Source organism: Methanocalculus sp., from assembly GCF_030651615.1.
Lineage (GTDB): Archaea > Halobacteriota > Methanomicrobia > Methanomicrobiales > Methanocorpusculaceae > Methanocalculus.
Genome location: NZ_JAUSCG010000236.1, coordinates 1 through 11,496 on the forward strand (window position 1 = coordinate 1; position 11,496 = coordinate 11,496).

Below are 11,496 nucleotides of genomic sequence, written 5' to 3' on the forward strand. Positions count from 1 at the left end.
TCACGACTAACAATGAGATATTCCTTATTTCCTGCTAAAACTAGATTACAAGTGCCATTTTCATCAGTTTTCCCTATATAAACTAATGGATTCCTCTGATGGCTGACTGCATACACCCCAATGTCGATATTTGAAAGAGGACGATTCGGCTCATTATCGTTGATAGTATCAAATAATACAATAATTGTAACATTTGAAGCAGGAAAACCATGCTCTTTCAAGGTAGATTCTTTGGATCGACTGACTTGTAAATCTGCAATTGAAAAATATAAGTCTGTATAGTTCTCTTTTAAGTGCGTTGCATAATGTTGGTCTTTAACAGGAGAGTTCGATGTTGTATATGTCTTATCAAACACCCACCAATTATCAATGTAATACAATTCAGGAAATGCATGATCTACACCTTTCATACCAATAACTCTTGTACTTAGACCAGTCACATCACTCACAATAAAAGCAGTTGCTTCCGCAAATTCCTGACAATTACCTTTCTTTTGTGTAAATACTAATTTATTATAGAAATTTTCATCAAAAGAAAAACCAGCAACAAGGGGATTGGAAAAAAAGTACATTGAGGATAATATAATATCATTTTTAAATAAAACTCTATTTGGCAAATTAACTCCTACTTGCCCATATGTAAAATACATCTCATGAGCATAACTTTGAGTTAGAAGCCATGAGGCATTTAATTCATTATAATTCCCATGTTCAATAGCTTCGAAATACTCATGTTTGTACTTTTCCATTTCAGATTGGTATGTATATTCAATGTCAACGACAATTATTAATTGAAAGGCAATCCATACAATCAGAAGAAAAACAATAATTAATTCTACATTATTTTGAATTCGATACCTGAGATAAAAGAAATAGAGAGAAGAAAAGACAATAACAATGATAGCAACAATTAGCAATATCAAATTTTCAAATATATAGTCAAAATATAATGAATTCAATAAAATACCAACACCAAAATACGCAATAATTAAACCATAACAAATAGCAGAAACTACATTTATTGTAGATAGTAATTTTATAGAGAAATCTAATAGGCTTATTTTGCTATTAGTTCGATTTTCTTTGTCTTTCAATGAAACCACACAAAAATTTTATGGATTACTTATTATCGATAGTTCTTTGTACACGCTCATTTAATTTTGATCCACTTGGCTCATCTAAAAGTGATCCACCTTACCACCAATTTCGTCTTCTCACACATTAATTCTGTGGTGGCTATCGCTGCCGAAAACTGGTGCCAGTCATATTCAGCACAAGTGCTCGATGGGTGATCCGGTCAAGCAGAGCCGCTGTCAGTGACTTGTCATGGAATACCTTCACCCACTCGGAGAACATCAGGTTCGATGTCACCAATGTACTGGCCGTCTCATACCGTGATGCAAGCATCTGAAACAGCAGTTCCGCTCCCGCCAGATCAAACGTGATATATCCTAACTCATCAAGAATCAGAAGATCTACACGTTTTAACTGCCGGATAAGATACGTTAATCTCCGCTCTTGTTTCGCCTCGACCAGCTCATTCACCAGACCCGCTGTTGTCTTGAAAATCACCCGATAGTTCTGTTCGCATGCCAGGACACCAATCGCAATCGCAAGATGGGTCTTTCCCGTCCCGGAATTTCCGACCTCATGACTGAGGATGCACGAGTGAAGCCATCTCGCCTTTACCCGGTTTTTGAAGATTGACAGATACCCCACCTATCCTCATCCAACTCACCAACCCATCCAACCCATAGAACAATCATTTTATACATAGAACGATAATTCATTATATCGAATGATACCCGAGTTCAACACCTTTGCCGGCAACAAAATCCTCCAATGGCTTCTGATGAATCCTGATTCCAGGTTCCACATCAATGAGCTGGCCCGGGAGCTGGGCATCTCTCCATCAACAGTATTACGATATGCCAACGTATTCCAGGAGGCCGGGATTGTCACCATAGAGAAGACCGGAACCGCCCACCAGATCATCCTCAGTAACGAAAAGCCAGTTGTAAAGGAATTAAAAAAGTGTGCCATACTCCTTCTGCTGAATGAATACGATATCGAGGAGATAGCCGGGGACATTACAGATCGAACCGGGGAGATGTCTGAAGAGATCACCGGAAGAAATGAAACGAATGTTGTTGCAGAAAATGGTGAATCCACCTATGCAGTATCAGGTCACAAGGGATCTCCGAATATAATATCGGTTGCACTGTACGGGAGTGCTGCATCAGGCACCTTCAATGATGCGAGCGATCTGGATATCCTGATCATTGGTGAAGCCGACCATGTGGATAAGGATAAGATCCTCAGTATTCAGGAGAAGATTGGAAAACCAATACAGCTCACCGTAATTCCCTGGCATAGATTTGAAAGGAAGAAAAAAGAAGGCGACCCTTTTGTAAAAAGCGTTCTTGAAAACCACATACTTCTCTTTGGGGCAGAATTATGAAATTTGAGGAGTGCCTCGCAAAAGGGCTGATCAGGAAGGATGAATCGGCGAAAGGGAGGGTGATTACATCCATTGAGTCATCAAGGCGATTCCTGAATGCAGCGAAAAAGAATCTCGATATCGATGAACCTGAGATGGCAGAGATTGCTGCATATAATAGTGCATTCCATAGTGCGAGATCGATACTCTTCACCATGGGATATATCGAGCGAAGCCATACATGCCTGATAACTGCATTGAAAGTTCTCTCCTCAAACGCTGAGTTGCTGTCATTACTGAAGACATTCGACAAACTCAGGCTCTCAAGGCATAATATACAATATGGAGGATCTCTGACCGGATTGGAAGAAGCATCTTATTCTGTGGAATTTGCCGAGGAATTTTTGATATTTATTGAGAATAACCACCCATAATACAAAAAAACACAAAACCAAAAATGGACCGAGCGGGAATTGAACCCGCGGCCTCTACCATGCCAAGGTAGCGATCTACCCCTGATCTATCGGCCCAGTGACAATAAAGCTCACTGACCTTACACTATTCGCAGGCGTCGCATAAATAGATTGTTTATCGTCTCCCAAAACCCGGCCCCCACCCCCCCTTGACCCGGGAGAGGGGGCCGCCCCAGAGCCCCTGTCTAGCCCTGCGAGAGAGCCGGGCCCCGGTAGTTCTTCATCTCTTCGCATGCCCGCCGCCGAGATTCAGAGAGATCGACTGAGCATACGCACTCTCCATCCCGAATATATACGCAAAGCAACGGGGCCGCCCCTGCTCCGGCAGCATCTCCGGGTCCGGCAGGCGGCACCTCTTCTATCGGAAGTGTGACCCGTCTGCCGCCCGGGAGCCGCCAGACCTGCTTAGCACCACTGCGGCGGCCCCGTTTGGCGATCTTTCTGCCGTCTTTCTCAACGGTATCCAGTGAGAAGTCAACAACGGGGGCATTCGCAATGGCGCCGCCGACCCCGAAGGCATCGACGACATCGCGGAGGGCGGCGACATCGGCTGCGGTGACACCGCCGGAGAGGAAGATCCGGACGTCGCGGTAGCCATGGGTGTCAAGCTCCCACCGGACCTCCCCGATGATCGATCGGATATCACCACGGCGGGACCGGGGTGTATCGAGCCGGACCGCCGAGCAGCCGATCCGGGCGGCGGCGAGGGCCTCGGCCTTCTCATCTGAGAGCGTATCGCAGAGCATGATCCTGGGCACATCGGGATCGGCATACTCAGCATATGCCGCCCACGCCGATTCCGGGGTATCAAAGGAGAGGACGAAGGCGTGGGGCATCGTTCCTGCAAGCGGAATCCCGGCGGGGGCGGCCGTATTGCTCACCCCAGCAACACCCCCGATCCAGGCGGACCGCTCGATCATCGGTGCAATCGCCGGGTGCTGGCGGCGTGATCCAAACGAGAAGACGGGCCGCCCGCAAGCTACAGAGACAACATGGGCCGCAGCGGTCGCTATACCCGATGCATGGCAGATGAGGCCGAGCAGTGCCGTCTCGTATCGTGCAAAATCACGGTACCGGCCGGCAATCGTCATCACCGGCTCGCCTTCATAAAAGATCGACCCTTCCGGCATCGCAGTGACCGTGACCGGGAGGCCGGAGAGGAGTTCAAGCACCGAATCGAGGCCGGCAAAGATTCCAAAGCCGAGCGGAAGCGATGCAACCGAGACCTCCATCAGAACAGACGGGTTCACACCCGCCTTCTCAAGCACCGCTTCGCAACGGGGGAAGTAGATATCGGTACATCCGCCGCTCTGTATCAGATCTGGATCAAGACTCCCAAACCGGCTCATGAAAGTATAGATGAACGCGAATCGATAGAAAGATTGCGAAGAGTGATGGCGAGAGTGAGAGAACACAGAGAGAGGGAAGAGGATGACGATCTGCCGGTTCCAAGAGAGATGATTGAGTCAACCACTATCTTCTGCCGTGAATTCATCAAGGTACAATAAGGTTGCTTCCCTGAGATTTGCTATGGCTTCTTCGATTGTGACTCCCTGGCTCACCGTTCCGACCTCCGGGCACTCCGCGACATACATATCATCATCCTTACAGAGCACTGTCGTGAACGCCTTCATGATAATCACTCTGCATTATCTCACTACCAGATGATAAGAGTCTCCACTGTTTAATTACAAAGAGGACTGTTTCTCTTCAGATAGGGAACTGATTCCGATCATCACCGCCCCAACTACTAACAACTACTAATCACCGCCAAATTAGTATTTACCTGCCCTCACCCAAACCGAGAGAGCCATCGCAAATACCAATAAATACTAATTACTACTAAATTAGTAGTTGGCAGGAACAGTACACAATGAAAAAACTTCAAAACCCCCCTCCGGAGAGTGCTTCGCCATCATCCCGAAATGCCGCAGCCATCGGCGGGGATGAAGAGATCCAGAACGAGGTGCGTGAATATAACCGCAGGTACCTCTCATGGGACGAATTAATTCACAGGGTACCTGACCAGAAGAGGAGAGAACACATCTGGCACCTGATGAAGACTCACCGGAGGCTCCGGTACGAGACGATCCCCTATCCCCTGCTCACGCTCATCTACTCCCTCACTCCCGAGATCGCAAAGAACCTGCATACCTATGACCGGTACCTCTCCGGCACACTCAGGATCAATAAGAGAGAGATCCGTCTTGAAAAATCCTATATCATCAATTCGATGATGGAAGAGGCGATCGCATCAAGTATCCTTGAAGGAGCCGTGACGACCCGGAAGAAGGCTCAGGAGCTGTTGATCTCAAAGAGAAAGCCAAAAAGCACCGATGAGCAGATGGTGATCAACAACTATGAGGCGATGCAGTATATCCTTACACAGAAGGATGAGCCTATCTCCCGGGAAATGATCTGCGACATTCAGGAGATCGTCACCAACAAAACCATCAATCAAAAGGAGGTCGGAGTATTCCGGGACAACAACGAGATCGTCGTAGTCGATGCCCTCACCGGAGAAATCCAGCATACACCCCCCGACCACCAGAAGATCGAAGAGATGATCGCAGCCTTCTGCCGGTTTGCAAATGAGGATGATGACGAATCAGGAAAAACGGCCATTACCTCCATCCACCCGATCATCAAGGGGATCATCCTCCACTATCTCATCGGGTATATCCACCCGTTTGCAGATGGCAACGGGAGGACCGCGAGAACCATCTTCTATTGGTATGTCCTCTCAAGGGGGTACTGGCTCTTTGAATATATGGCGATCTCACGGGCCATCCAGAGATCAAAAAAGCGCTACTCACTCGCCTATCTGCATACCAGATACGATGAGATGGATCTGACCTACTTCATCAACTACACTATATCCTGTATCAACGAAGCCCTCCAGGATCTGCTCAGCTATATTGAAGAGAAGCAGTCAGAACAGAAGAGGGCCCGAACCATCAGCCGGAAGGTCCCGGGGATCAATGAGCGGCAGGCAGATATCCTCCGCACCATGATGGAGCAGGGCGACGAATATTTCTCCATCCGCCAGATCATGCAGATGCATGCCGTCGTCTACGAGACCGCAAGAACAGACCTGCTCACGCTCGTGGAGAGAGGATTTATCCGGAAAACAAAGAGAGGAAAGGCATTCGCCTTCATCTTCAATGAGGAGAGCGGCCTTCTGAAAGGAAACGATCAAAGGAATTGATCACAGCATCTGCTGACAGGAGAAAACGGCCCTGAAAGGAACACTCGACAAAGAGGCTGATGCAGTGTATATGCAGCTGTAAGATACCCCAAAGGATTCAGAAGTATTCAAGAGAGAGAGACAGTACCCCGGCGCTCTTTACGGCTCAGTCTCCAGAGAGGAGGGGTCCACATCCTTTACCATCAGGCTGATACCCCCTTCAAGCCCCTGAAAGAAACAAACACCTCCGTATGAAAACGCATCATAGGCAAGGTACCCTCTCCCGGAAAAACCGCACCTCTCAAATGCACGGCGTGACCGTACACTTGTGCAGTCCGTTACAACCTGCCGGTACCCCAGCTCCCGGGCGTGGTGAAGCACCTGCCGAATCAGGGCGGTGGCGATCCCCCGTCCGCGGTATGGTCTGCCGACACCTATCTGGTAGATATGCAGAACAGACCCACGGGCGACCCCTGCTCTCTTCAGGAACATATCTTCAAGTTCATCGATCATCGAAATAGCCTCAGGAAAATGACGGGATAACGCAGCCATCGGTGCACCTTCTGATGTGGGATCGTCAAGGAGGTCAAAACAGAAGATGAACCCGGCGATCCCTCCTGCTTCCCCATCCCGTACAATGAAGCTCAGGCCATTCTCCGCAAGCGCCACAACATACGCCAGTGCATCCTGACAGACAGCGATTCTCTCCGGGGCGATCGCACGGGATGTCGGCTCATCATCAAGAAAGACATCTATATAGAGTCTGGTGACCTCGTCGATGTCAGAACTGGTGAGAAGAGAGGATATCTCCATGGGAAGGGCAACCTCTGCCTTGAACGTCTCTTTCGTCAACGAACCCTGAAATTCCTGCTCCATTGCTCTGCCTCCGGTTCATGATCGTTTTGAATATCACGTCCATCAGAAGAATGCGGGGCATCTATCCAATAACGTTGCACCTGCTTCACCATTTAAGATCATAATGTGATGAGAGAAAATAAAAGCAGGGGAAAAGACCTGCCCCGCCAGATGGTGAAGGTGACCAAAACCATTGGCCGCACTCGGCACTGGAGCAAAAAGCCTCCCCTGATAGGAAATTATCGTTCTCTTTATAAGAGGTTATGCATCACCTTCATTACTGCGAAAAGATGAGCATAAAACAGTCAGATGGAGGAATCACACACCTCATGGCTGCCTGCCTGTCAGGAAAAACAGGTAGAAGGCAACTTCCCCGGGAGTTGAGTAAACCTAATACCCAAAGAGGACGAGAGATCCATCTGCCTCATCATAGAGATGGGGGAGGGAAATTATGGCAGGCTTTACAGATTGGGCAGATGCACGGGTGAATAAACTCAGCTGGATCGATATGGGACTGGTGAAGCTCAGTGTCTTTGCCTTTGCGCTCATGGTTGCAAAGCTCTGGGAGCCGATCCTGAGCCTTGAGTGGTACTGGTATGGAGTCATCTTCGTTCTGGCAGCGATTCCCACAACCATCAGGATCTTCAGGCAGGGATAGGACCCTTATCGTCAACTACCCACGACTAAAGTCATGGGCTTCCTGCCTGTTTGATCGTGAAAAGCCCGGCGGTAATTGGGAAGAAGACCGGTGCAGGAGGGCGCCCGGCTCTCACATCACCAGTAGGCGCCAGTACTCAACAGTCCTCTCAACCGTCGATGACCTTCTGCATCAGGTGGATCTCCAGATCGCAATGCGGTAACGGCCGCCGTCCATTCATGGTAAAGCTGCTGACAGAAATACAGTTCATGCTGTGAAATCCGGCTTTCTCATGCAGCATCCGGGATGCCGGGTTGGCGCATTCGGAAAAGGCATATCGAAACCCCCGACTTTCGGCTTCCTGAAGAGCAGTCTCCAGAAGGCGGGTTGCAATACCCATGCCCACATATTCGGAGAGGACGCCAACCGCACCCACATGGAGGCATACGCCCTCCCCCTGCCCGAAAAGCTCCTGCATGGGGCGGCTAACCTCTTCCAGCAGCCCCGCTACTACCGAAATCTTCTCTCTGTCCTCGCCGGTGAGATCCCGGGGCATCTGCAATTCCCCTCCGGCAACCGGATCATCACAGGCGATGATGCCAACGGGACAGTTCTCCTGGCTGCGATCCCGGGCAACCCAGCAGAGACCCTGGGAGAGGAGGTTATTCTCCCCGCCATAGAGGTTCCGGGTGATACATCCCATCTGTTCCCGGTTTAAGCCGATGCACTGTGCCAATGGCTCACGATCATAAAAAATATCAATATAGAATGGTACGAAAGGATCGAATTCATTGCCTGAAAAACAGTCTATTGTGATCTCCCCGGCGATCGGATTACTCTCTCTCTTCATAGAATATATGCTCCTGCATCTTTTCATGAGAGAAAAGATAAAACCCTCATCCCCTGATAAACGTCCCGTTCCGGTATTCAGCGAGAGCCTGCCTGACCTCCGCATCCGTATTCATCACAATAGGCCCGCCCCAGGCGATCGGCTCCCTGAGCGGGATTCCTGAGAAGAAGAGGAAACGGCACCCCTCCTCAAGTGCACGGACAGAGATACCCGATCCCCCCTCACCAAAGAGGATCATCGTCCGGTTCGAAAAAGCATCCCCTGTATCGGGATGGAAGCAACCCGCACCCCCAAAAACATACGCAGCCGCCATATAGCCGTCCTTCACCGGGTGGGAGAAGACCGCATCCGGTTCAAGGGTCACATCAAGGTACTCGGGATCTGCCATGAGATCCTTCACAGGACCGGCAACCCCTCCGACCTCGCCGCAGATAACACGGACGCTCACACCACCAGGCAGCATCACAACAGGGATATCGTCAGCCTGTATCTCCTGGTACCGTGGATCCATCATCTTATGGCTCCGTGGGAGATTCACCCAGAGCTGAAACCCCCCCATCCTGCCGTTGACCGGCTTTGGCATCTCCTGATGGATAATACCCGAGCCTGCGGTCATCCACTGGACCCCACCGGCAGGCACATCTCCTGCATGACCCATACTATCGCCATGCTCGATCCTTCCTTCCAGCATGTAGGTTACTGTCTCAATTCCCCTGTGCGGATGCCAGGGAAAACCGGCGAGATAATCCTTTGGTTCGTCACCCCGAAAGTCATCAAACATCAGAAACGGGTCGAAGAGGGGGATCTGTGAGTAACCAAATGCCCGGTGAAGCCGGACACCCGCTCCTTCCATCGTCTCACGTGCAACAAACATCCGGGCAATGGCTCTGATCTCTGACATAGGGTGCGATATATTGAGAAGAGGATATAACTGTATGCTGAGAGAAAAATCCAAACCGTCTCCTTCAATATTCCTGAAGAGAAACACTTCTCCAGATGGCAACATACCTGGTGACGGAGCGAAAACCATGCTCGGAATAATCGGAGGAACAAGCCTCCTCTTTGCAGACCTTCCACCACTGAAGGAGGAGGTCGTCGCAACACCCTATGGAAAGGCAACCCTCCATACCGGCGACATCTGTCTTCTGCCACGCCACCAGAACTGCCTTCCCCCCCATCGGATCAACCACCGGGCACACCTGGCGGCCCTGAAGATCCTTGGAGTGGACCGGATCGTGGCATTTGGATCAGTCGGGTCATTGAAGGTGGAGTATCAGCCGGGTTCAGTCCTCATTCCAAAGGACTTCATCAGCTGGAGCGGGATACCGACATTCCATGACACAACCATCACTCATGCAACACCCGGATTTGACCATGACCTTATCATCGCCCTCAGCACCACCCATCCGGATATCCGGATCGGCGGAACCTATGTCCAGACGAGCGGTCCGAGGTTTGAGACCGTAGCAGAGGTACATGCACTTGGAAAAATAGCCGATATGGTCGGGATGACGGTGGCAAGTGAGGCAACCCTTGCAAACGAGCTCGGCATACGGTTTGCCGCCATCTGCACCGTTGACAACTATGCAAACGGGATCGGCGACGAATCGATCAGCTACGATACGATTCTGGCCGCAGCAAAGGAAGGCAGCAGAAGAACAAGCCTTATCCTTGAGAAGATTGTGAGAGAGTTATAATGACAGACCAGGATATCCCCTACAACAGGCGTTCATCAATCCTGATTCGAAACGCGTACCTGAACGGCAGAGAGACCGACATCTTCATCCACGATGGAATAATTCAGGCCATCGGCGAAGGGATGAGCTCTGTCATGCACAAAAATGCCGATATTGAGATCGATGCGGGAGGCGATATCGCCCTCCCGGGCCTTGTGAATACCCATACTCATGCAGCAATGAGCCTGCTGCGTGGATATGCAGACGATATGGTCCTCTTCAACTGGCTTTCAGAGAAGATATGGCCGCTTGAAGCACATTTAACCGCAGATGACGTCTACTGGGGGACCCGGCTCGCCTGCCTTGAGATGATCAAAACCGGTACAGTCGCCTTCAACGACATGTACTTCTTCATGGACAGAGCTGCCGATGCAGTAGAGGAAGCCGGAATGCGGGCCTGCCTCTCCCACGGCTTCATCGACCTCTTCACCGAAGAGAAGCGGGAAGCCGAGATTAAAGCAACAATGGCACTCCACCGGAATATCAAAGCCAGAAATAACACCAGGCTCTCCTTTGCCACCGGACCCCACGCCCTCTACACAGTCTCCTCAGACGGCCTTTCATGGTGTGCAGACTATGCAAAGGAGCATGAATGCGGTATCCACATCCACCTCTCCGAGACACAGACTGAAGTCGATGACTGCATCAAAAACAATGGCGTATCACCAGCAGCTCACCTCGAAAAATATGGCATCCTCACCGACCGCACCGTCGCCGCCCACTGCTGCTACCTGGACGATGCCGAATGCAGACTCCTTGGAAGATTCAACACAGCAGCATCCCACAACCCCTCAAGCAACATGAAGCTTGCAGGCGGAAGAGCAATACCCTACAAAGCCCTGAGAAATGCTGGCGCACCGGTAACCCTCGGAACAGATGGCTGTGCCTCAAACAACAACCTTGACCTCTTCGAGGAGATGAAGATAGCAGCCCTCCTCCAGAAGTTCGCTACCCGGGACGCAACCATCCTCCCGGCAGCAGAAGCAATCGATATCGCATCCAGAACAGGAGCAGAGGCACTCAGAACCGGCGGCGGCACCGTCGCTCCAGGCTATGCAGCGGATATCATTCTTCTTGACAGAAGGGCGATCTGCCAGACCCCCTTCCATAACCCGGTATCAAACCTCGTCTATGCCTGCAACGGTGATGTCGTAAAGACGGTCATCTGTGATGGTGCAATCCTGATGCATGACCGTTTCATTCCGGGAGCAGATGCCATCCTTGCAGGTGCAGCACAGGCAGCAGCGGCACTTGTCGGACGGAGAGAGGAAGAGCTGGAAAATTAGTCCTTAAAAATCATTTTTTTAAAAAAAAATAA

13 protein-coding genes and 1 tRNA gene are annotated in these 11,496 nt (G+C 50.2%); 6 read left to right on the forward strand and 8 right to left on the reverse strand.

From position 1 onward, the window contains the following. Both Q7V06_RS09805 and Q7V06_RS09810 read right to left on the reverse strand, forming a co-directional pair. Positions 1-1,103: hypothetical protein (locus tag Q7V06_RS09805; RefSeq protein ID WP_304841035.1), on the reverse strand; the 1,103-nt coding region annotated here is incomplete at its 3' end. Positions 1,104-1,236: 133 nt separating this feature from the next. After that, a complete protein-coding gene (locus tag Q7V06_RS09810) occupies positions 1,237-1,719 on the reverse strand; it encodes an ATP-binding protein (RefSeq protein ID WP_304841037.1) in 483 nt (160 codons plus the stop codon). A 79-nt stretch (positions 1,720-1,798) separates the two neighbouring features. On the opposite strand from Q7V06_RS09810, the gene Q7V06_RS09815 reads away from it, so the two are divergent. Both Q7V06_RS09815 and Q7V06_RS09820 read left to right on the forward strand, forming a co-directional pair. After that, on the forward strand, positions 1,799-2,461 hold the full coding sequence (locus Q7V06_RS09815; RefSeq protein WP_304841039.1) for a nucleotidyltransferase domain-containing protein: 663 nt from the start codon (positions 1,799-1,801) through the stop codon (positions 2,459-2,461). Further along, positions 2,458-2,874 carry a HEPN domain-containing protein gene (locus tag Q7V06_RS09820; protein ID WP_304841041.1) on the forward strand — a complete coding sequence of 139 codons (417 nt, stop codon included), beginning with the start codon at positions 2,458-2,460 and terminating at the stop codon, positions 2,872-2,874. Before Q7V06_RS09815 ends, Q7V06_RS09820 begins: the two co-directional genes overlap by 4 nt. Before the next feature lie 24 nt (positions 2,875-2,898). Here Q7V06_RS09820 and Q7V06_RS09825 read toward each other — a convergent pair. The 3 genes from Q7V06_RS09825 to Q7V06_RS09835 all read right to left on the reverse strand — a co-directional run bounded on the left by Q7V06_RS09825 (position 2,899) and on the right by Q7V06_RS09835 (position 4,547). Beyond that, positions 2,899-2,970: transfer RNA gene (locus Q7V06_RS09825), tRNA-Ala, on the reverse strand. 128 nt (positions 2,971-3,098) lie between these two features. Beyond that, positions 3,099-4,262, reverse strand: a complete 1,164-nt coding sequence (locus Q7V06_RS09830; protein WP_304841043.1) for a nicotinate phosphoribosyltransferase — start codon at positions 4,260-4,262, stop codon at positions 3,099-3,101. A 117-nt stretch (positions 4,263-4,379) separates the two neighbouring features. Continuing rightward, a complete protein-coding gene (locus Q7V06_RS09835; RefSeq protein WP_304841045.1) occupies positions 4,380-4,547 on the reverse strand; it encodes a type II toxin-antitoxin system HicB family antitoxin in 168 nt (55 codons plus the stop codon). 239 nt (positions 4,548-4,786) lie between these two features. On the opposite strand from Q7V06_RS09835, the gene Q7V06_RS09840 reads away from it, so the two are divergent. Continuing rightward, positions 4,787-6,121: a Fic family protein gene (locus tag Q7V06_RS09840; protein ID WP_304841047.1), complete on the forward strand. Its 1,335-nt coding sequence runs from the start codon at positions 4,787-4,789 to the stop codon at positions 6,119-6,121. 138 nt (positions 6,122-6,259) lie between these two features. Here the strand turns inward: Q7V06_RS09840 and Q7V06_RS09845 are convergent, their stop codons facing one another. After that, positions 6,260-6,976 carry a GNAT family N-acetyltransferase gene (locus tag Q7V06_RS09845; RefSeq protein ID WP_304841049.1) on the reverse strand — a complete coding sequence of 239 codons (717 nt, stop codon included), beginning with the start codon at positions 6,974-6,976 and terminating at the stop codon, positions 6,260-6,262. A 430-nt stretch (positions 6,977-7,406) separates the two neighbouring features. Here Q7V06_RS09845 and Q7V06_RS09850 point away from each other — a divergent pair, with 430 nt between their 5' ends. Further along, on the forward strand, positions 7,407-7,613 hold the full coding sequence (locus Q7V06_RS09850; RefSeq protein ID WP_304841051.1) for a hypothetical protein: 207 nt from the start codon (positions 7,407-7,409) through the stop codon (positions 7,611-7,613). Between the two features lie 148 nt (positions 7,614-7,761). On the opposite strand, the gene Q7V06_RS09855 is transcribed toward Q7V06_RS09850, so the two are convergent. After that, positions 7,762-8,442 carry a GNAT family N-acetyltransferase gene (locus tag Q7V06_RS09855; RefSeq protein ID WP_304841053.1) on the reverse strand — a complete coding sequence of 227 codons (681 nt, stop codon included), beginning with the start codon at positions 8,440-8,442 and terminating at the stop codon, positions 7,762-7,764. A 46-nt stretch (positions 8,443-8,488) separates the two neighbouring features. Beyond that, complete coding sequence (locus tag Q7V06_RS09860) at positions 8,489-9,343, reverse strand: pirin family protein (protein ID WP_304841055.1); 855 nt, start codon at positions 9,341-9,343, stop codon at positions 8,489-8,491. Positions 9,344-9,470: 127 nt separating this feature from the next. On the opposite strand from Q7V06_RS09860, the gene Q7V06_RS09865 reads away from it, so the two are divergent. Together Q7V06_RS09865 and Q7V06_RS09870 are read left to right on the forward strand one after the other, a co-directional pair. Continuing rightward, positions 9,471-10,139, forward strand: a complete 669-nt coding sequence (locus Q7V06_RS09865; protein WP_304841057.1) for an MTAP family purine nucleoside phosphorylase — start codon at positions 9,471-9,473, stop codon at positions 10,137-10,139. Beyond that, positions 10,139-11,464 (forward strand): amidohydrolase, encoded by a 1,326-nt coding sequence (locus tag Q7V06_RS09870; RefSeq protein ID WP_304841059.1) that lies wholly within the window; start codon positions 10,139-10,141, stop codon positions 11,462-11,464. The genes Q7V06_RS09865 and Q7V06_RS09870 overlap by 1 nt, the downstream gene beginning before the upstream one ends. Positions 11,465-11,496: the final 32 nt, after the last annotated feature.